Annotated in this window: 17 protein-coding genes and 2 pseudogenes; 12 read left to right on the top strand and 7 right to left on the bottom strand. The window is 74.2% G+C overall.

Annotated elements, in window-relative coordinates; all coding sequences use genetic code 11:
* The first annotated feature begins 131 nt into the window (after positions 1-131).
* The 3 genes from AB0P07_RS04005 to AB0P07_RS04015 all read left to right on the top strand — a co-directional run bounded on the left by AB0P07_RS04005 (position 132) and on the right by AB0P07_RS04015 (position 1970).
* Positions 132-854, top strand: coding sequence for a hypothetical protein (locus AB0P07_RS04005; RefSeq protein ID WP_365544735.1), 723 nt, complete (start codon positions 132-134; stop codon positions 852-854).
* A 69-nt stretch (positions 855-923) separates the two neighbouring features.
* The gene (locus AB0P07_RS04010) at positions 924-1550 is read left to right on the top strand and encodes a YigZ family protein (protein WP_365544738.1); all 627 of its coding nucleotides are present in this window, start codon (positions 924-926) and stop codon (positions 1548-1550) included.
* Positions 1551-1607: 57 nt separating this feature from the next.
* The gene (locus AB0P07_RS04015; protein WP_365544741.1) at positions 1608-1970 is read left to right on the top strand and encodes a VOC family protein; all 363 of its coding nucleotides are present in this window, start codon (positions 1608-1610) and stop codon (positions 1968-1970) included.
* 42 nt (positions 1971-2012) lie between these two features.
* On the opposite strand, the pseudogene AB0P07_RS04020 reads toward AB0P07_RS04015, so the two are convergent.
* Together AB0P07_RS04020 and AB0P07_RS04025 are read right to left on the bottom strand one after the other, a co-directional pair.
* A pseudogene (locus AB0P07_RS04020) lies at positions 2013-2188 on the bottom strand (IS5/IS1182 family transposase); the annotation flags it as partial.
* Between the two features lie 100 nt (positions 2189-2288).
* The gene (locus tag AB0P07_RS04025) at positions 2289-3218 is read right to left on the bottom strand and encodes an MBL fold metallo-hydrolase (RefSeq protein WP_365544744.1); all 930 of its coding nucleotides are present in this window, start codon (positions 3216-3218) and stop codon (positions 2289-2291) included.
* Positions 3219-3394: 176 nt separating this feature from the next.
* Between AB0P07_RS04025 and AB0P07_RS04030 the strand changes: the two genes are divergently transcribed.
* The 5 genes from AB0P07_RS04030 to AB0P07_RS04050 all read left to right on the top strand — a co-directional run bounded on the left by AB0P07_RS04030 (position 3395) and on the right by AB0P07_RS04050 (position 9875).
* A complete protein-coding gene (locus tag AB0P07_RS04030; protein WP_365545834.1) occupies positions 3395-3601 on the top strand; it encodes a hypothetical protein in 207 nt (68 codons plus the stop codon).
* Entirely contained in the window at positions 3588-4979 is a 1392-nt protein-coding gene (locus AB0P07_RS04035) for an amidase (RefSeq protein WP_365544747.1), read from the top strand. The genes AB0P07_RS04030 and AB0P07_RS04035 overlap by 14 nt, the downstream gene beginning before the upstream one ends.
* Positions 4980-5046: 67 nt before the next feature.
* Positions 5047-5625, top strand: a complete 579-nt coding sequence (locus AB0P07_RS04040; RefSeq protein ID WP_365544750.1) for a TetR/AcrR family transcriptional regulator — start codon at positions 5047-5049, stop codon at positions 5623-5625.
* Between the two features lie 90 nt (positions 5626-5715).
* A complete protein-coding gene (locus AB0P07_RS04045) occupies positions 5716-6879 on the top strand; it encodes an exonuclease SbcCD subunit D (protein WP_365544753.1) in 1164 nt (387 codons plus the stop codon).
* A complete protein-coding gene (locus tag AB0P07_RS04050; RefSeq protein WP_365544756.1) occupies positions 6876-9875 on the top strand; it encodes an SMC family ATPase in 3000 nt (999 codons plus the stop codon). The genes AB0P07_RS04045 and AB0P07_RS04050 overlap by 4 nt, the downstream gene beginning before the upstream one ends.
* Positions 9876-9906: 31 nt before the next feature.
* On the opposite strand, the gene AB0P07_RS04055 is transcribed toward AB0P07_RS04050, so the two are convergent.
* Complete coding sequence (locus tag AB0P07_RS04055) at positions 9907-10353, bottom strand: Lrp/AsnC family transcriptional regulator (protein ID WP_365544759.1); 447 nt, start codon at positions 10351-10353, stop codon at positions 9907-9909.
* A gap of 178 nt (positions 10354-10531) precedes the next feature.
* Between AB0P07_RS04055 and AB0P07_RS04060 the strand changes: the two genes are divergently transcribed.
* From AB0P07_RS04060 to AB0P07_RS04070, 3 genes are all read left to right on the top strand, one after another.
* A complete protein-coding gene (locus tag AB0P07_RS04060) occupies positions 10532-11029 on the top strand; it encodes a rhodanese-like domain-containing protein (protein ID WP_365544762.1) in 498 nt (165 codons plus the stop codon).
* A 21-nt stretch (positions 11030-11050) separates the two neighbouring features.
* On the top strand, positions 11051-11569 hold the full coding sequence (locus tag AB0P07_RS04065) for an immunity 21 family protein (protein ID WP_365544765.1): 519 nt from the start codon (positions 11051-11053) through the stop codon (positions 11567-11569).
* A 493-nt stretch (positions 11570-12062) separates the two neighbouring features.
* Complete coding sequence (locus tag AB0P07_RS04070; protein ID WP_365544768.1) at positions 12063-12908, top strand: SDR family oxidoreductase; 846 nt, start codon at positions 12063-12065, stop codon at positions 12906-12908.
* Positions 12909-12927: 19 nt separating this feature from the next.
* Here AB0P07_RS04070 and AB0P07_RS04075 read toward each other — a convergent pair whose 3' ends face one another.
* The gene (locus AB0P07_RS04075; protein ID WP_365544771.1) at positions 12928-14616 is read right to left on the bottom strand and encodes a DUF885 domain-containing protein; all 1689 of its coding nucleotides are present in this window, start codon (positions 14614-14616) and stop codon (positions 12928-12930) included.
* A 78-nt stretch (positions 14617-14694) separates the two neighbouring features.
* A complete protein-coding gene (locus AB0P07_RS04080; RefSeq protein WP_102931155.1) occupies positions 14695-15192 on the bottom strand; it encodes an Lrp/AsnC family transcriptional regulator in 498 nt (165 codons plus the stop codon).
* 59 nt (positions 15193-15251) lie between these two features.
* On the opposite strand from AB0P07_RS04080, the gene AB0P07_RS04085 reads away from it, so the two are divergent.
* Positions 15252-16475 carry a PLP-dependent transferase gene (locus AB0P07_RS04085; RefSeq protein ID WP_365544774.1) on the top strand — a complete coding sequence of 408 codons (1224 nt, stop codon included), beginning with the start codon at positions 15252-15254 and terminating at the stop codon, positions 16473-16475.
* Positions 16476-16491: 16 nt separating this feature from the next.
* Here the strand turns inward: AB0P07_RS04085 and AB0P07_RS04090 are convergent, their stop codons facing one another.
* Both AB0P07_RS04090 and AB0P07_RS04095 read right to left on the bottom strand, forming a co-directional pair.
* Complete coding sequence (locus tag AB0P07_RS04090; protein ID WP_365544776.1) at positions 16492-17805, bottom strand: GNAT family N-acetyltransferase; 1314 nt, start codon at positions 17803-17805, stop codon at positions 16492-16494.
* Positions 17806-17920: 115 nt separating this feature from the next.
* Positions 17921-18975 (bottom strand): annotated as a pseudogene (locus tag AB0P07_RS04095) (DUF6493 family protein); the annotation flags it as partial.
* Positions 18976-19250: the final 275 nt, after the last annotated feature.

The following is a 19250-nucleotide window of genomic DNA, read 5'->3' on the forward strand; positions in this document are numbered from 1 at the left end:
GGGGCGGCCCGCGGGTCGCGCCACCCGATCGGCACAACGGACGGCGCCGGGCCGGGATTCCCGTCCCGGCGGGCGCGACGGCCCGTGCGCGCCCCGGTGCGCCGCCGAGCCACGCCGCCTACGCTCGCCTCGTGCTGCGCATCACCGACGCCCGGACCGGAGAACCCGCCCCCGCCGCCCCCACCCGACGGGCGCCGACCCGCGTCGAGGCGCATGCGCCGGGGCGTGACGCCACCGCCCTGCGCGTCATGCTCGTCGCGGACCTTCTGGCGCGCGCCCTGGAACTCGACGGCACCCCGGTGTGGGCCGTGCTGACCGGTGCGGCGGAGGGGGAGCGGCTGCGGGAGGACGCCGCCGCCCTCGGCATCCGGCCCTTCGAGGACGACGACACCGCCGGCCACGGACCGGGCAGCGGGCAGAGCGTCCGCGTGGTGGGCGCGAGCGGGGCCGGGGGCGCCCGGGACGCGGTCACGGTCGCCGTCGGCCCGGCGCACCCGGCCGAACCCGACCTCGCCGACCCCGACGCCGTGCGCCTCGCCCTGCTGGAACGGCGCCACCACGCGCGCGTGGAGCTCGACGCGCCCGCGCTGGCCGAGGCCCGGGACGCCCTCGCCCGGTGGCGCCGGGCGGTCGCCGACTGGGCCCGGCACCCCTCGCGACCCGTCCCGGGCGAGGTGCGCGACCGGCTGCGGGCCGCCTGGGAGGACGACCTGGACGCCCCCGGTGTGCTGCGGGTGCTGCGTGAGGTGGAGACCGACCCGAACCTCCCGGACGGAGCCCGGTTCGAGATCTGCGCCTACGCCGACCGGTTCCTCGGCCTCCAGCTCACCCGCGACGTCGGCACCTCGTACTGACCGCACGCCCCGCCCCGGCCGGGGCGACCGGGCCGCGGGTCCGGCGCGGCGAGCGCATAGGCTGGCCGGATGCAGGACGAGTACCGAACGGTCGCCCGCGCGGGTGTGCACGAAACCGAGATCAACCGCTCGCGCTTCCTGTGCTCCCTGGCCCCGGCCGCCACCGAACAGGACGCCCAGGCGTTTATCGCGGGCGTGCGCAGGGAGCACGCGGACGCCACCCACAACTGCTGGGCCTACGTCATCGGCGCCGACGCCGCCGTCCAGAAGGCGAGCGACGACGGCGAGCCGGGCGGCACCGCCGGCGTCCCGATGCTCCAGATGCTGCTGCGCCGCGACATGCGGTACGTCGTCGCCGTCGTCACCCGCTACTACGGCGGCGTCAAACTCGGCGCGGGCGGACTCATCCGCGCCTACGGCGGTGCGGTCGGCGAAGCCCTGGACGACCTGGGCACCCTCACCCGCCGCCGGTTCCGTCTGGCCACGGTCACCGTCGACCACCAGCGGGCCGGCAAGCTCCAGAACGACCTGCGCACCACGGGCCGCGCGGTACACGACGTGCGGTACGGCGAGGCAGTCGCCATCGAGGTCGGCCTGCCGGAGGCCGACCTGGACGCCTTCCGCTCCTGGCTCGCGGACGCCACCGCGGGATCGGCCGGGTTCGAACTGGGCGGAGAGGCGTACGGAGACGCCTAGGCCGGGGCCTCTCGTGTGGAGCAATCTGTTGGAGCGGTCCTCGGCTACAGTGCGATGATGACGATCCGTCGCATCATGCCCAACGTGGTCACGCAGGACATCGAAGAGAGCCGAAGCTTCTACAGCGATCTCCTGGGCATGCACGTGCGCATGGACGAGCCCGGCTTCTTGATGCTGGCCTCGCCCGGTAACCCGACGGCGCAGATGACCGTGGTCTCCCCTGCCGCAGACTCATGGGACCCGCACACCGCCCGTTCAACACTGGCGGTCGAAGTCGAGGACGTTGACGCCGCGTACGCCGCAGCCGAGCGACAGGGGCATCAGGTGGTCTATCCCTTGACCACGGAACCATGGGGAATCCGACGCTTCTTCGTTCAGGCACCCGACGGAAGTGTCATCAACGTCCACAGTCACGTCTGAGGACGAAGGAACGCGCCAACGGGCCATGACGTCGGTGAAGGCGGGCGCGTCACCGGCCTGTCCGGCGGTGAGGTGAAAGGCCGGCGGGCGGCAGCGGCCCTCGGCGGCGAGGTGGATCCTCGTGGTCAGTCCGACGCGGGACCGGCCGATGGCATGGTCGTCAGGTTCGCCGGCCGGGGCCCCTTTGTACGGGCCCCGGCCGCGTGCTGGTGAGCCCGCCCGGTGTACACACGGCGTCGGACGTGCCCCGGCAGCAGTCGGTCCGGTGGGAGGCTTCGCCACGTGGGCGGTGGGACGGGCCCGACGGCTGCCTTCGCTTCACCCGCGCGTGCCCCGCGGGGCAACCGGGAGCAGCCGGTATCCGCCGTCCTCGCGCCGCACGTGTCCGGCGGTCGGTGCCGGGAAGTGGCTCCCCAGCAGGAGCGTCGACGTACCGGCCAGCGAGTCGAGCAGCCGGTTCCGGGTCCGGGCCGCGAGCCCGGGAGAGACGTCCACACAGCTGCAGAGTTCCGGATGTGCCATCTGGACCGGGTGGTGAATGCTGTCGCCGGTGATCAGCGCGGTCTCGCCGACGCTGCTCAGGGCCACCGCCACCTGCCCCGGTGTGTGGCCGGGGGTGGGCAGCAGACGGACGCCCCGCGCGACGTCCGTCCCCTCGTCCGCGACATCGACGAGGTCGAGCAGGCCCGCCTCCCGGACGGGGTGGACCGAGTCCCGGAACATCTGCCGACGCGCCTCCTCCATGTCCACGTCCGCCCAGTACTCCCACTCGGTGCGTGAGGTGAGGTAGCGCGCGTTGGGGAAGGTGGGCACCCAGGCGTCGCCCTCGGCACGCGTGTTCCACCCCACGTGGTCGGCGTGGAGGTGGGTCAGGACCACGAGGTCGACGCTCTCCGGCGCGAAGCCCGCCGCCCGCAGCCGTGCTTCGTAGTCGCTGTTCAGGTCGTGCCAGGCCGGGTTGGCACGCCGCTTCCCGTTTCCGATACCGGTGTCCACCAGTACCCGCATGCCGTCCGTCTCGACGGCGAAGCTGTGACTCGCCAGGCGCAGGACGCCTTGTCCGTCGGCGAACCCGGGGCTCAGCCAGGGGGAGCGGGCCACGAGCCCGGGGGTCGCCCCGGGCAGCAGCCATGGACCGGTCCCGGCGGGCAGGAGCACCTCGTCGATGCGTCGCACGGTGTGGTCGCCCACCGCCCACGACGGGGCGGGAGGAGTGGGGGACTTGGTCGTCTGCGCTGAGGTGAACACGGCGATCTCCCTTACCTGTGGTCAGTCGCGAGGAGGGCCCTTCCCGCGCTAAAGCTATTGGTTTGCCTTAAGTCATCGTAGGCTCTACGGTCGACTAAAGCAAATGATTCGCTTTTACGGCTGACGGCGACCCGTCCAGTTCGGTCCGTCGCGTCGTACAGATCCGGAAGGAAGCCATAACCAGCGAACTCACCCCCCAAGAAGCAGCCCGAGGGGCGCTGCGGGCGGGGCTGCCCCTGGCGGACGGCCGGCCCGAGGAAGTGGCCACGACCGCCAACCACATCCACTCCGTGATCAGCACGTTGCGCGAGCTCGACTTCGGCGAGACCTGCCCCGCGTCCTCCTTCCGAGCCGGAGAGGAGGACGCCGATGCAACCGTTTGAGCTGTCGCTGACCGAAGCCGCCCGTGCGGTGCGCGCCCGGGAGCTGTCCCCGGTCGAACTCACCGAATCGGTGCTCGCCCGTGTCGCCGCCGTCGAAGGACGGCTGGGTGCCTACGTCACCGTCGCCGCCGACGCGGCCCTGGCCGCAGCGGTCCGCGCCGAGCGGGAGATCTCCGAGAGCGCACCGCGCGGGCCGTTGCACGGGATCCCCATGGCACTCAAGGATCTGATCGACGCGGAAGGGCTGCCCACCACCGCGAGCTCGCACGTGCGGGCAGGGCACGTGGCGGAGAGCGACAGCGGGGTGGCCGAACGGCTCCGCGCCGCCGGGGCCGTGCTTCTGGGCAAGACGCACACGCACGAGTTCGCCTACGGCCTGATCACGCCGCAGACGAACAACGCCTGGGACCACGGCCGGGTCGCGGGCGGGTCGAGCGGTGGCTCGGCGGTGGCCGTCGCCGCCGGCGGGGCGACGTTCGCCATGGGCACGGACACGGGTGGTTCCGTCCGGGTCCCCGCGGCCCTGAACGGTGTGGTGGGTCTCAAGCCGACCTACGGCCTGCTCCCCCGCACGGGCGTGACCCCGCTGTCCTGGTCCCTGGACCATGTGGGCCCCCTCACCCGCACCGTCCGGGACGCCGAACTGGTGCTGTCCGCGACCGCCGGCCACGACCCGCGCGACCCGGCGAGCGTGCCCGGCCCCGTACCGGCCCGCTTCCCGGGAGGCGACCTGCGAGGACTGAGGGTCGGCGTACCGCGGAACCACTACTTCGACCGGGTCGTGCCCGAGGTCGAGGAATCCGTACGCGGCGCGATCGAGCGGCTGGCGGAGCTGGGGGCGGAACTCGTCGACGTCGAGATCCCGATGGCGCGCCACATCCAGGCCGTGCAGTGGGGGCTGATGGTCCCCGAGGCCACCGCCTACCACGAGCGTTCGCTGCGGGCCACGCCCGACCTGTACGCCGCGGACGTCCGCATCCTGCTGGAGGCCGGCGCACTCACCTCGGCGGGCGACTACCTCCGCGCCCAGCGGGCCCGCACCATGATGCGAGAGGCCTGGGCCCGCATGCTCGACGGAGTCGACGTCCTCGCCGCGCCGACGGTGCCGATGACCGCCGCCGAGGCGGGGCGGGAAACCGTCGAGTGGGCCGACGGCACGACCGAGTCGGTGTCGGACGCCTACGTGCGCTTGTGCGCCCCCGCCAACATCACCGGCGTCCCGGCCCTCACCCTGCCGGTCGGTCACGACCGCGCCGGACTGCCGATCGGTATGCAGCTGATGGCACGTCCCTTCCGTGACGCGACGGTGCTCCGGGTGGGCCGCGTCTACGAGGAGTCGGTGACCGGCGCGGGGCGGCTCGCTCCCCTCGCCGCCTGACGGGAGACGGACGTCCCGGCCGTCGGTCACCGCCTAGAAGCGACTCATTCGCATTAAGGTGGTGCGCATGAGTCCCAGGCCCATGGTCCGTCCCGGCGGGCGCAGCGCACGCGTGCAACAGTCCGTCCACGCGGCGGTGCGCGAACTCGTGGGGGAGGTGGGCCGCGACGCGCTCACCGTCCCGATGGTGGCCACTCGGGCGGGCGTGACCCCGTCCACGATCTACCGTCGCTGGGGCGACCTGCAGGAGCTCCTGTCCGACGTGGCCGTCGAACGACTGCGCCCGGAAACGGAGCCGGCCGATCTCGGAAGCCTGCGGGCGGACCTCGACGCGTGGGCGGAACAGTTCCTCGACGAGATGGCCTCGCCGCCCGGGCGCGCCTACATCCGGGACGCCCTGCTCGGCGACCCGGACGGCACCAACGCCGGCCAGTGTTCGGCGTACGCCGCGGAGCAGATCGACATCGTGCTGGCCCGTGCGGTACGACGGGGTGAGCCGGTGCCCGAGACGGAACTGCTGATCGACCGCGTCGTGGCGCCGATCATGTACCGCATCCTCTTCCGCCCCGGCCGACTGGACGCCGCGTACGCGCGCGAACTCGTGACCCATGCGGTCAGTGGTGAACCGGGTACCGGCAGGCGCTAGCGTGGTGGGCGCCTGCCCGGGTCTCCCGAGCCGGCCTGTGCGGGCTTTTTGGAGCGTCACCGAGAGAAACATGCGGGTCAGGGTCATTTCATGAGATTGCTGCACACGTCCGACTGGCACCTCGGCCGGGCGTTCCACCGGGTGAGCATGCTCGGGGCGCAGGCCGGGTTCATCGGCCACCTCGTCGAGACCGTGCGCGCGCACGCCGTCGACGCCGTGGTCGTGTCGGGAGACGTGTACGACCGGGCGGTGCCGCCGCTCGCCGCCGTCGAGCTGTTCGACGACGCCCTGCACCGCCTCGCCGACCTCGGTGTGCCGACGGTGATGATCTCCGGCAACCACGACTCCGCCCGCCGTCTCGGCGTCGGTGCCGGGCTCATCGACCGGGCCGGCATCCACCTGCGCACCGACCCTGCGGGCTGCGGCACCCCGGTGGTGCTGACCGACGCCCACGGGGACGTCGCCCTCTACGGGCTGCCGTATCTCGAACCGGCGCTGGTCAAGACCGAGTTCGGCGTGGAGAAGGCCGGGCACGAGGCCGTGCTCGCCGCCGCCATGGACCGGGTGCGCGCCGACCTCGCCACGCGCGCACGCGGCACCCGTTCCGTCGTCCTCGCGCACGCCTTCGTCACCGGCGGCGAGCAGAGCGACAGCGAGCGGGACATCACCGTCGGCGGGGTCGCCGCCGTGCCCTCCGGTGTCTTCGACGGCGTCGACTACGTGGCGCTCGGGCACCTGCACGGCTGCCAGACCCTCACCGAGCGCGTCCGCTACTCCGGCTCCCCGCTGCCGTACTCCTTCTCCGAGCACCGGCACCGCAAGAGCATGTGGCTCGTCGACCTGGATGCGACGGGATCGGTGACCGCCGAGCGGGTCGACTGCCCGGTGCCGCGTGCCCTGGCCCGGCTGCGCGGCACCCTGGCGGACCTGCTCGCCGACCCGGAGCTGACCCCGCACGAGGACGCGTGGGTCGAGGCGACCCTCACCGACCCGGTCCGGCCGGACGAGCCCATGGCCCGGCTCACCGAGCGGTTCCCGCACACGCTCAGCCTCGTCTTCGACCCGGAGCGCGCCCCCGAGACGCCGGGCGTGTCCTACGCCCGGCGCCTCGCCGACCGCAGCGACCGCGAGATCGCGGAGGACTTCGTGGCGCACGTGCGCGGCGCCGGGCCCGACGTCCACGAACAGGGCGTGCTGCGGGACGCCTTCGACGCGGTGCGCGCGGACGACACCGTGCGGGAGGTGGCCCGGTGAGGCTGCACCGGCTCGACATCACCGCCTTCGGCCCCTTCGGTGCCTCCCACGGCGTCGACTTCGACGAACTCTCGACCGCCGGCCTGTTCCTGCTGCACGGCCCCACCGGCGCCGGCAAGACCTCCGTCCTCGACGCCGTCTGCTACGCGCTGTACGGCTCGGTCCCGGGTGCCCGGCAGAGCAGCAACGGTCAGGGCAGCACGCTGCGCAGCGACCACGCGGCGGCCGGCACCCGGACCGAGGTGCGCCTCGAACTGACCGTCGCGGGGCGCCGGCTGGAGATCACCCGGCAGCCGCCGTGGGAACGGCCGAAGCTGCGCGGCAAGGGCACGACCGTCGACAAGGCCCAGACCTGGCTGCGCGAGTACGACGTTACGACCGGCACCTGGAAGGACCTCAGCCGCTCCCACCAGGAGATCGGCGAGGAGATCACACAACTGCTCGGCATGAGCCGCGAGCAGTTCTGCCAGGTCGTGCTGCTGCCCCAGGGCGACTTCGCCCGTTTCCTGCGCGCCGACGCCGAGGCGCGCGGCAAGCTGCTCGGCCGGCTCTTCGACACCCGGCGCTTCGCCGAGGTCGAGAAGCACCTCGCCGAACGGCGCCGGACGACCGAGGTCCGGGTGCGCGAAGGAGACGCCGCGCTGCTGGCCGACGCGCACCGGATGCAGCAGGCCGCGGGCAGCGCCATGGAACTGCCCGAGCTGGCGCCGGGCGAGCCGGGCCTGGCCGAGGCGGTGCTGGAAGCCGCCGCCGTCGCCCGCGCCACCGCCCGGGAACTGCTGGCGGTCGCCGAGGCCCGGCTCACGACCACCGAGTCGGCCCAGGCCCGCGCCGAACGCGACCTGGCCGACACCCGCGAACTCGACCGGCTGCAACGCCGGTTCGCCGAGGCACGGGAGCGCGCCGCACGGCTGGCGGAGCGGGCCGACGCCCATCGCGCCGCGCAGCAGCGCATGGAGCGGGGCCGCAAGGCGGAGGCGGTGGCCCCCGCGCTGGAGCTGCGGGACGCCGCCGAGACGGAACACCGGGCGGCGGCCACCACGGAAGCACGCGCGCGGGCCCGGCTGCCGCAGGCTCTCGCCGACGCGGGTGCCGCGGGGCTCGCCACCGCCGCACGCCGGGCCGCCGAGGAACTGGGGGGCCTGGGGTCGGCCCGGCGCGCCGAACGACGCCTCACCGAACTGGTCGAGGAGCGGGCCGCCCTCGACCGCCAGGAACGCGCCGACGACGACGCCCGGCAGGAGGCGGAGACCTGGCTCGCCGACTGGGAGGCCACCCGCAGCGCACTCCAGGGCCGCGTCGACGCCGCGCAGGAGGCCGCGACCCGCGCCGAACAACTCGCCGTACAGCGGGATCCGGCACAGCGGCGGCTCGACGCCGCCCGGCAACGGGACCGCCTTACCGACGACATGGAAGAGGCCCGGCGGCGGGCGCTCGCCTCGGCCGAAGAAGCGGTCGAGACCCGCGGCCACTGGCTCGACCTCAAGGAACAGCGGCTGCACGGCATCGCCGCCGAACTCGCCGCGAACCTCACCGACGGCACGCCCTGCGCCGTGTGCGGCGCCACCGAACACCCCGCGCCCGCCCGCAAGAGCGCCGGTCACGTCGACCGCGACGCGGAGGAGCGCGCCCTGGCCGCCCACCAGGCCGCCGACGAGCGGCGCGTACGGGCCGAACGGCACCTGGGCAGCGTACGGGAGGCACTCGCCGCCGCCACCGCGGAAGCCGGGGACGGGCCCACGGCCCGGCTGGCCGAAGCGGCCGAGGAGCTCGAACGGGAGTACACGCGGGCGCGGGCGGTCGCCTCGGGACTGCACACCGCGCAGGAGGAGCTGCGGCGGGCCGAACACGAGCGCGAGGAGCGCGTCGCCGCCCGGCAGCAGGCCGCCGTCCGGTCCGCCTCCCGGGCCGCGGGACGCGAGCGGCTGGAGCGCGAACAGGCCGCGCTGGAGGAGGAGTTGACCAGGGCGCGCGGCGCCGCCGAGAGCGTGGAGGCCCGGGCGGCACAGCTGGAGCGGCAGGCCGCACTGCTCACGGAGGCCGCCGACACCGTCCGTGTCGCCGCGGACACCGCCCAGCGGCTCAAGGACGCCGACGCCCGGCTCGCCGACGCCGCCTTCCGGGCCGGTTTCGACACCCCGGCGGACGCGGCCGCCGCCCTGCTCGACGACACCGCCCACCGCGAGCTGCAACGCCGCCTCGACGCCTGGCACTCGGAGGACGCCGCCGTCCGCGCGGTCCTCGCCGAGGCCGGCACGGCAGACGCCGCCCGGCGACCGCCCGCCGACCTCGCCGCGGCGGAACGTGCGGCGGCCGACGCGGGCCGGCGCCTGCGGGAGGCCTCCTCGGCCCGCGACGCCGCCGCCCGGTGCTGCGCCGAACTGGACCAGCTGTCCGCGCGGGCCACCGCCGCCGTGCGCCGGCTCGCCCCGCTGCGCGAGGAACACGCCCGGGTCGCCCGGCTCGCCTCCCTCGCCGCGGGCACCTCGGCGGAGAACGAACGCCGGATGCGCCTGGAGTCGTACGTCCTCGCGGCCCGCCTCGAACAGGTCGCCGCCGCGGCCTCCGCCCGGCTGCTGCGCATGTCCTCCGGCCGCTACACCCTCGTCCACTCCGACGACCGCACCGGGCGCGGCCGCAGCGGCCTCGGCCTGCACGTCGTCGACGCCTGGACCGGCCGCGAACGCGACACGGCCACGCTGTCCGGCGGCGAGACGTTCTTCGCGTCGCTCGCTCTGGCACTCGGGCTCGCCGACGTCGTCACCGACGAGGCGGGGGGCGTCCGCCTCGACACCCTCTTCGTCGACGAGGGCTTCGGCAGCCTCGACGACCAGACCCTCGACGAGGTCCTCGACGTCCTCGACGCCCTGCGTGAGCGGGACCGCAGCGTCGGCATCGTCAGCCACGTCGCCGACCTGCGGCGCCGCGTCCATGCCCAACTCGAGGTCGTGAAGGGGCGGTCCGGGTCGGCCCTGCGGCAGCGGGGCGCCGGCTGAACGTCCCCCGCCCCCGTCGGCCGCGCCGGTGTCAGCGGCCCAGGGGACGGCGGGGGAGCGGTGAGGAGTAGACGACGCTCGTGGTGACCGAGCCGAGGGAGCTGATCCGGCCGGACACCTCCTCCAGGTGCCGCATCGAGCGGGCCGCGACCTTGACGACGAAGCAGTCGTCGCCCGTGACGTGGTGTGCCTCCAGGATCTCCGGCGTGACCGCGACCAGGTCGTGGAACGGCTTGTAGTTGGCGACCGGGTAGCGCAGCCGCACGAACGCCAGGATCGGCAGCCCCAGCCGTTCGGGGTCGACGACCGCCGTGTACCCCTGGATGATCCCGGCCTCCTCCAGCCGCCGTACGCGCTCCGTCACCGCGCTCGCGGACATCGAGACGGCGCGGGCCAGCTCGGCGAAACTGGCCCGTCCGTCCCGCTGGAGGGCGTCGAGAATGAGCCAGTCGGTACTGTCCGGGGAATACTCGGTCATCCGGGATGGATAGCAGGGAATCCACGGCGACACAAGGAATGGGCCGGGGAATCGCCCTTCAGGCGGGGCGAGGCGAACCGTAGATTCCTGAACTGCAGATTCGTGAGCGACAGCTTCCCGAACGACACATTCCCGACACCGGCCCCGACCGGCAGATCCACCGAGGAGAGCCCGGACCATGAGTACCGGCACCACCACCCACGCCGTCCCGCACGTCAACCCCGTCCTGCGCGTCCCGCCCGCACCCTCCGCCGAGGCCGCCGCGCACTTCCGGGCGAGCCTCGCCTTCCACACCGACGTCTCCGACGTCGCCGCCGCACTCACGGCCGGCGGCGACCCGCAATTCGTGCTCGTCGACTGCCGGTCCACCGAGTCCTGGGACCAGGGGCACGTCCCCGGCGCCATCCACCTGCCCACCGCGCTCGTCGCCGAACGGGCCGGTCAACTCCTCGACCCGGCCGTGCCGGTCGTCACCTACTGCTGGGGCCCCGCCTGCAACGGCGCGGCGCGCGCCGCCCTGGCCCTCGCCGAACTCGGGTACCCGGTCAAGGAGATGCTCGGCGGCTTCGAGTACTGGGTGCGCGAGGGCCTCGAGTTCGAGACGTGGCAGGGCGTCGAGCGCCGCGCCGCCGACCCCCTGACCGTTCCGGTGGACGCGGCCGACTGCGGTTGCTGAGCTGCGTGTAGGTTCTGCCGCATGGTGCGATACGCGGAGCCGGGCCGGGTGGAGTGGGTCGAGTCGGGCGGAGGGCCGCTGATCGCGGTCCCGGAGACGGTCCTGCCGTTCTGGACCGGCGCCGACGGCGAGGAGACGGACTCCGACTACGACCGGGCCTGCGAGGTCGACGGCTACGTCGGGCTGCTTCCCGTCGGCGACTCCACCGCCCTGGTGCTCGGCGACGAACCCGCCGCCACCGCGTACCTGCCCGACCACGGCACCTTCGTGCGCTGGTGTGCCGCCGACTCCGAGGACGAGGTGCTGGCCGGTGTCCCCGCCGCCCTCGCCGCGGCCGAGTGGGAGCCCGAGGTGTCCTGGCGGGTGCCCGGGCCCGTGCTCCTGTTCGACGCCGCCTGGCCCGGCGCCGCATCGGACCGCGCCGGCCGGGCCCGGGTCGCGCTGGAGTCCGGCCGGTACGCGGTGCGCGCGGCGGAGGCGCGCCCCGGGCCGGAGACCTGGCTGAGCCTCGTACACCTGCGGCGGCTCGCCGACCGGTAGGCGGGGCGACCGTGAGGTGCGGGCCACTCGCGTGGGCTCGTCGGCTGCCGTCGGGGGCGAAGTCGAGGCGCGGGTCGGCGGCGGCTCGTCGGCTGGTTGCCGGGGGCGGGGGCGACGTTGTGTGCGGGCGTCTGTGGGGTTCGTCGGTGCCGACTGGGGAGGCGGGTCGTCTGGGGGGTTGGTCGGCCTGCGGCCTGGGGCGACGGTGAGGTGCGGGCCAGTCGCGTGGGTTCGTCGGCTGCCGTCGGGGGCGATGTCGACGCGCGGGTCGGCGGCGGCTCGTCGGCTGGTTGCCGGGGGCGGGGACGACGTTGTGTGCGGGCGTCTGTGGGGTTCGTCGGTGCCGACTGGGGAGGCGGGTCGTCTGGGGGGTTCGTCGGCCTGCGGCCTGGGGCGACGGTGAGGTGCGGACCACTCGCGTGGGCTCGTCGGTCGGCGGCCGGGAACGATATTGACGTGCGGGGCGGTCGCGGGCCGTCCACCATGGGTGCCCATGCCACGACTTCCTCAGCCCACCCCCGAAGACCTGCGCCGCGACCCGCTGCCGCTGCGCGGCCGCACCGCCCTCGTCACCGGAGCCAGCCGGCGCGGCGGCATCGGCCACGCCGTGGCCCGGCGGCTCGCCGCGTACGGAGCGAGCGTCTACCTCCACCACCACGTCCCGCACGACGCCGCCATGCCCTGGGGCGCCGACCGCCCCGAGGACGTGGCCGCCTCCGTACGCGCGGCGCTCGGCGACCCCGGCGCCGTCGTGCACGCGGGTCCCGGCGACCTCACCCGGCCCGAGGCCCCCGGCGAACTCGTCGACGCCGCCGCCGAAGCACTCGGCGGACGGCTGGACATCCTCGTCGCCAACCACGCGCTCAGCGGCTCCGACGGCACCCTCGACACCATCGACGCCGCCATGCTCGACGCGCACTGGCAGGTCGACACCCGCTCGGTGCTGCTGCTGATCCAGGCCTACGCCCGCCGCCGCGCCGCCCTGCCGCCGCGCACCCCCGGCGGACGCGTCGTGATGATGACCTCCGGCCAGGACATCGCGGGCGGCATGCCCGGCGAGATCGCCTACGCGCTGCAGAAGGGCGCGCTGGCGTCGGTCACGCGCTCCCTGTCCACCGCCCTCGCCGAGCATGCCGTCACCGTGAACGCGGTCAACCCCGGCCCGGTGGACACCGATTACCTCACCGGCGAGGACTACGACGCGATCGCCGCGCTCTTCCCCGCCGGCCGGTGGGGCATGCCGGACGACCCCGCCCGCCTCATCGCGTGGCTGGCCACGGACGAGGCGGAGTGGGTCACCGGTCAGGTCGTCGACTCGGAGGGCGGCTTCCGGCGCTGAGCGCCGACCCGAACGGGCGTCACAGCCGCGACAGTTCGTCCACCAGGTCGTCCAGGCCCAGCGAACCCTGGGAGAGGGCCGCCATGTGCCACGCCTTCAGGTCGAAGGAGTCACCGTGCCGCTCGTGCGCCTTCTCCCGGCCGAGGAGCCACGCCCTCTCCCCGAGCTTGTAGCCGATCGCCTGGCCCGGAATCGTCAGGTACCGGGTCAGCTCGCTCTCCACGAAGTCCGCCGGGCGGCTGCTGTGCGCGCCGAAGAACTCCTGCGCCAGCTTCGGCGTCCAGCGCTCACCCGGGTGGAACGGCGAGTCAGCCGGGATCTCCAGCTCCAGGTGCATGCCGATGTCCACGATGACGCGGGCGGCCCGCATCATCTGCGCGTCCAGGTAACCGAGGCGCTGCTCGGCGTCCGTGAGGTAGCCCAGCTCGTCCATCAGCCGCTCCGCGTACAGCGCCCAGCCCTCGGCGTTGGCGCTGACCATGCCGACCGACGCCTGGTAGCGGGAGAGGTCGTCCGCGACGTGCGTCCACTGCGCCAGCTGGAGGTGGTGGCCCGGGACGCCCTCGTGGTACCAGGTCGAGACCAGGTCGTACACGGGGAAGCGGGTCTGGCCCATCGTCGGCAGCCACGTTCGGCCGGGGCGGGAGAAGTCCTCCGACGGGGACGTGTAGTACGGCGCCGCCGCGCTGCCGGGCGGGGCGATGCGCGACTCCACCCTGCGCACCCGCTCGGCGAGTTCGAAGTGGGTGCCGTCCAACTGCTCGATGGCCTGGTCCATCAGCCCCTGCAGCCAGTCCCGGACCTCGTCGACGCCCTCGATGTGCCTGCCGTGCTCGTCCAGGTGCGCCAGCGCCACCCACGGAGTCTCGGCGCCCGGCAGGATCTTCTCGGCCTCCGCCTTCATCTCGGCCAGCAGGCGGTGGTACTCGGCCCAGCCGTACGCGTACGCCTCGTCCAGGTCGAGGTCCGTGCCGTTGTAGTAGCGCGACCAGCGGGCGTAGCGCTCGCGGCCCACCGTGTTCGGGGCGCCCTCGATCGCCGGGGCGTACACGTCGCGCATCCAGTCCCGCAGCTCGACCACGGCCGCGGTCGCGGCCCGCGCGGCCTCGTCCAGCTCCGTGCGCAGCGCCTCGGGGCCGTCGGCGGCGAAGTCCTCGAACCAGCCACGCCCCTCACCCGTGTCCGCCCACTCGCCGAGCTGCTCGACGAACGTGGCGGTCGGACGCGGCGCCGCGTACAACTCGCGCTCCAGGCCCAGCGACAGGGACTCGCGGTAGCCCGCGAACGCCGCCGGCACCGCGCGCAGCCGCTCCGCGATGCGGGCCCAGTCCTCGTCGGTCCCGGTCGGGGTGAGGGTGAAGACCTCACGCACGGAGTGGGCGGCGGTACCCATGTTTCCGACTGAGCGCAGGCCCTCGTCGGCCTCGTGCACCGCGAGTTCGGCCGTCAGACGCTCGCGCAGCAGCCGCGCGCAGCGCCGCTCCACGTCGCTGTCGCCGCCCGGCCGGCGCTCCGCCTCGTCCAGCCGGGCCAGGGTGGTGCGGGCCAGTTCCGCGAGGGCCTCCTGCCCGGCGGGCGAGAAGTCGGGCAGACGGCTGGAACTCTCCGCGACACCGAGATAAGTACCGGTGACCGGGTCGAGGGCGATGAGCTCGTCGACGTAGGCGTCGGCGACCTCGCGGGGCAGCGGGCTGTTCGTCTCTGACATGCGGACATCCTCATACGGATACCGGTGCCGCGTCAGCCCTGCGGGGCGGCCCCGAGGCCCCCGGCGGCCGGATTTCGCTCAGGGCGTGGCCCCGGGAGCCGACGGGGCCGACGGCAGGAGGGGGCCGCACTCCCACTGCTGGAAGATCAACCGGGTCTCGACCCGGGCCACCTCCCGCTGGGACGTGAACTCGTCCAGGACCAGCCGTTGCAGATCCGTCATGTCCGCGACCGCGACATGCACGAGGTAGTCGTCCGGGCCGGTGAGGTGGAAGACGGTGCGTGACTCGGGCAGGGCTCGGATCCGGTCCACGAACGGGCCGACCAGCTCCCGCCGGTGCGGGCGCACCTGCACCAGCAGCAGTGCCTGGAGGCCGCGCCCCAGCTTCGCCGGGTCCAGTTCGAGCCGATGGCCGAGGATCACCCCGGCCCGCCGCAGCCGGGCCACCCGGTCCAGACACGTCGACGGGGCGACACCGACCTGGGCGGCGAGATCGCGGTAGGTGGTCCGGGCGTCGTTCTGCAGCAGCCGCAGCAGATGGAGATCGACCGGATCCAGTACGACAGATTCGCCCATATCCCGAACGTAGCACGGTGCCGTGCCCCGCCGGTCCGGTCGGTGTTCACTCTTCGGCCATGGACTCAGCGCGCACGCACACGTCACCACCCGACGACGTACGCATCACCGCACCCACCGGGCGGGCACTGGCCACCGAGGCCGTGCACGCCGGCCGCGACGACCTCGCCGGCCAGGGACTGCACGCCCCGCCCATCGACCTGTCCACGACCTACCCGTCGTACGACAGCCGCGGCGAGGCCGCCCGCATAGACGCGTTCGCCACGACCGGCGCCGAGCCGGACGGACCGCCGGTCTACGGCCGCCTGGGCAACCCGACCGTCGCCCGCTTCGAGACGGCGCTGGCCCGGCTGGAGGGGACCGAGGCCGCCGTCGCCTTCGCCAGCGGCATGGCCGCGCTGAGCGCGGTCCTGCTGGTACGCGGTTCGATGGGGCTGCGGCACGTCGTCGCCGTACGGCCCCTGTACGGCTGCAGCGACCACCTGCTGACCGCCGGGCTGCTCGGAACCGAGGTCACCTGGACCGACCCGGCGGGCGTCGCGGACGCACTGCGCCCGGACACGGGTCTGGTGCTCGTCGAGTCGCCGGCCAACCCGACACTGGCCGAGGTCGATCTGCGGGCCGTCGCCCACGCCTGCGGATCGGTGCCGCTGCTCGTGGACAACACCTTCGCCACACCCGTGCTCCAGCGTCCCGCCGAGCACGGCGCCCGGCTGGTGCTGCACAGCGCCACCAAGTACCTCGGCGGGCACGGGGACGTGCTGGCCGGAGTGGTCGCCTGCGACGGGGAGTTCGCGGGGCGGCTGCGGCAGGTCCGCTTCGCCACCGGCGGAGTGCTGCACCCGCTGGCCGGCTACCTGCTGCTACGGGGACTGTCCACCCTGCCGGTCCGGGTGCGCGCCGCCTCCGCGGGCGCCGCCGAGCTGGCCGGACGGCTGGCCGCCGATCCGCGGGTGGCCCGCGTCCACTATCCGCGCATCGGCGGCGCGATGGTCTCCTTCGAGGTCCACGGCGACCCGCACGCGGTCATCGGCGGCGTTCGCCTGATCACTCCGGCCGTGAGCCTCGGCAGCGTGGACACGCTCATCCAGCACCCGGCGTCCATCAGCCACCGCATCGTGGACGCGGACGACCGCCGGGACGCCGGGGTCGGCGACCGGCTGCTGCGGATGTCGGTCGGCCTCGAGGACGTCGACGACCTGTGGGCCGACCTGGACCGGGCGCTGGGAGAGCGGTCGGCCGACGCGATTGCGCTGCGGGAGGCGCTGTCAGGGGCCGAGTGACCGCGCCATCCGGCACTCACTCCCGACCGACCGGGTCGCCCTGCGGCAGGTGTGCCGCGGAGCGGGCGACCGGGGCCAGGCGGGCGGTGACGACCAGGGTCCCCTCCTCGATCTGGTAGTCGAGGGGGAGGCCCAGGCCGCGCATCGCGGCGACCATGCCGGTGTTGGACGCCTGCGTCACCGCGTACACGCTCTCGCAGCCCGTCTCCGCCGCCATCGCGACGAGCCGGCCCAGGAGTTCGCCACCGATGCCGCGGCGCTGCCACGCGTCCTCGACAAGCAGCGCCACCTCCGTCTCGTCCCCGTCCCACAGCAGGTGACCGAGCCCGACGATCCGTCCCGAGGCGGTCTGCACGGCGAGGGTGCGACCGAAGCGCGGGCTCAGCAGGTGGCCGAGATACCGGTCGGCGTCCCCGACCGGGCCGTGATACCGCAGCCCGAGGGTCCGTGCCGAGCAGCGCTCGTGCATCGCCTTGGCGGCCGGGACGTCACGCGTGTCGGCCCGGCGGACCGTGATGTCGCTCCCCTCGGCAAGCGTCAGCACGTCCCGGCCGCGCGGGATCCGCGGACCGAGCCGGGCGTCCAGCTCGACCAGGGCCCGCGCTCGGGCGAACTCGGCCGGGGTGAAGGGAAGATGGGGGCGCTCCACGCTGATCACCCCGCCCTCCGGGGCGCGCAGGCGCAGCACGGTGTCCTCCAGCGTGCCCTCCGGCGGTACGGCCTCGGCGGCTCGCGTCCCGGCGGTGGCGGGCAGGGACCGGATGGTGCACCTGCCCAGCAACTGCCTGAGCGCCAGCGGCAGCTCGGCCGCGTCCAGGGCCGTGCGGGTGGCCAGGCCCAGTACCCGGGTCGGCGCGTCCACCAGGTCGTGGGCGTCCGCACGCTCCGTCCAGGTTCGCGCACCGCCCGCCGCCGCCACCACGTCGACCAGTTCGGCCCCGCTCAGCTCACCCGGAGCACGGAGCAGGAACTCGTCCACCGTGCCCTCGGCCAGCGGGTGCGTCTGCAGGCTCAGGATGTCGATCCGCCGCTCGGCGAGGGCCGCGCACAGCTCGGCCAGCGATCCCGGCTCGTCCCGCACCGTCGTCCGCATCCGCCACAACGCGCTCCCGCCGCCCTCACGTTCGGTCGTCCCGGGCCCGGCCGGCCGCTCGTCGGACGGTGGCCGGGCGCCGGTATCGTCCGCGGGCGGCGCGTGCCCGTGGCGTCGTGACCACCGGGTACGCAGGCCCGCCGTGAGCATCAGGGCCGCCAGCGAGGCCAGCACCATGGCGGGCACCGCGGTGCCGTGCCCGGTGAGGTGTGCCACGGCATCCGTCACATCAGACATGTCTCGACTCATGCACCCACTGTGAGGGAACGGTGTTGCGTGATCGCGAACGCGCTGTGACCGCTGGGTAAAGAAGGCTTCTGGGACGTTTTCCACCCTTTCGGGCAGGTGGGGATCAGGCCGCCGCGGGCACCGTGGCCAGCGCCTCCCGCAGTCGCCGCGCCTGCGTCCCCAGCCGTGACGTGCCACTCCGGTCCGCCACCCCCGACAAGTGGGGCAGTTCCCCCTGTGCGCCCGTGCGTTCCGCACACTCGGCCGCCACGGTCAGCAGCTCACCGAGCCCACGGGCCGAGGGCGTCGTCGCGCCGCCGGTGGCGAGGTCGGCGAGCAGCACGGGCAGTACCTGCCGCAGAACCGCCCACACCGTTGCCTGCGCGCCCGTCGCCGCGGCGGTGCGCACCGCGTCGGCGAGCCGCACCGGCTTCACCGCACCGCGCCGCACCAACTGCCCGAGGTCCGCGCCCAGCCGGTCCTGGTCCAGCCGACCGCGCGCCGCGAGCATCAGCAGCGCGTCCACGGCGGCGAGCCGGTCCTCGGCGTACCGCGTACCCAGCCCGTACTCCACGCACAGGTGCGCGGTTCGCCCGCCTCGCCGTCCGCGTCGGCGAGGCGGGGCAGCACCGCCGCGGCGGCGCCCCGCCGGTCGTCCACGGCCACCTGGGACACGTCCCGCAGCAGCCGGGCGGCCACCAGCTCCGGCCGCTCGGGCAGCAGGGCGAGCCAGTGCTGCCGTATCGCGTCGCTCCAGTGGCTGCAGTACCACCGGTCCACGGAGGGGCTCGCCGGGCGGCCCAACAGCCGGAGGGCGGCGGGAAACTCCGCCGCCCCAGTTCGGGCACCTCACCCACGTCCACCAGGATGCGGACGCCCGCCGTCCGCCGGGTCGTGACAGGGGCGGTCCCCCTCGCCGGTCAGCAGGCGTGCGAGCCGCTCACCTTCCTCGGTCCCGAGCGCCGCCGCGCGTTCGGCCGCCGCCACCGCCGCCGTCCGGTCGCCCCGGCACACCCGAAGCAGCGCTTGGCCGAAATCGACCGCGGCGACCCGGACGCCCGCGCGCCGGCAGGCGTCCGGACGGTCCACGAGTTCGCCCGGTTCGAGCAGACCCGTGCCCCAGGTGGGGGTGGCCGGCAGGAAGGGCAGGGGATCGGTGCGCAGCCGGTACGCCACCTCCCGCACGAGCGAGGCGCGCAGCTGCGGCTGGTAGTACCGTGCGGCGGCCACGTCGGCCACCGCGAGCAGGCCCGCCGACGCCTTCTGGCGGCATGTCAGGAACCGTGCGGAGAACCGCGGATGGTCCACGGCACCGGCGGGCGTCGCCCCTGGGAGGTCTCCAGTCCCAGGCGCTGTCCGCCCGCCGCGGACTCCATACGGAGGGTCGCCGATAGGCCACGGCCTGCAAAGATCGCGTCATGGAAGAACCGTAGAGGCGCCCACCGACAATCGCT

This window comes from Streptomyces sp. NPDC085944, assembly GCF_040686295.1.
In the GTDB taxonomy this organism is placed as follows: Bacteria; Actinomycetota; Actinomycetes; order Streptomycetales; family Streptomycetaceae; genus Streptomyces; species Streptomyces salinarius.

Excerpts from the sequence above, each read along its gene's own strand:
- AB0P07_RS04010 (WP_365544738.1), top strand. The coding sequence starts at position 924 with ATGCAGGACGAGTACCGAACGGTCGCCCGCGCGGGTGTGCACGAAACC.
- AB0P07_RS04015 (WP_365544741.1), top strand. The coding sequence starts at position 1,608 with ATGACGATCCGTCGCATCATGCCCAACGTGGTCACGCAGGACATCGAA.
- AB0P07_RS04035 (WP_365544747.1), top strand. The coding sequence starts at position 3,588 with ATGCAACCGTTTGAGCTGTCGCTGACCGAAGCCGCCCGTGCGGTGCGC.
- AB0P07_RS04040 (WP_365544750.1), top strand. The coding sequence starts at position 5,047 with ATGAGTCCCAGGCCCATGGTCCGTCCCGGCGGGCGCAGCGCACGCGTG.
- AB0P07_RS04045 (WP_365544753.1), top strand. The coding sequence starts at position 5,716 with ATGAGATTGCTGCACACGTCCGACTGGCACCTCGGCCGGGCGTTCCAC.
- AB0P07_RS04055 (WP_365544759.1), bottom strand. The coding sequence starts at position 10,353 with ATGACCGAGTATTCCCCGGACAGTACCGACTGGCTCATTCTCGACGCC.
- AB0P07_RS04060 (WP_365544762.1), top strand. The coding sequence starts at position 10,532 with ATGAGTACCGGCACCACCACCCACGCCGTCCCGCACGTCAACCCCGTC.
- AB0P07_RS04065 (WP_365544765.1), top strand. The coding sequence starts at position 11,051 with ATGGTGCGATACGCGGAGCCGGGCCGGGTGGAGTGGGTCGAGTCGGGC.
- AB0P07_RS04070 (WP_365544768.1), top strand. The coding sequence starts at position 12,063 with ATGCCACGACTTCCTCAGCCCACCCCCGAAGACCTGCGCCGCGACCCG.
- AB0P07_RS04075 (WP_365544771.1), bottom strand. The coding sequence starts at position 14,616 with ATGTCAGAGACGAACAGCCCGCTGCCCCGCGAGGTCGCCGACGCCTAC.
- AB0P07_RS04080 (WP_102931155.1), bottom strand. The coding sequence starts at position 15,192 with ATGGGCGAATCTGTCGTACTGGATCCGGTCGATCTCCATCTGCTGCGG.
- AB0P07_RS04085 (WP_365544774.1), top strand. The coding sequence starts at position 15,252 with ATGGACTCAGCGCGCACGCACACGTCACCACCCGACGACGTACGCATC.
- AB0P07_RS04090 (WP_365544776.1), bottom strand. The coding sequence starts at position 17,805 with ATGTCTGATGTGACGGATGCCGTGGCACACCTCACCGGGCACGGCACC.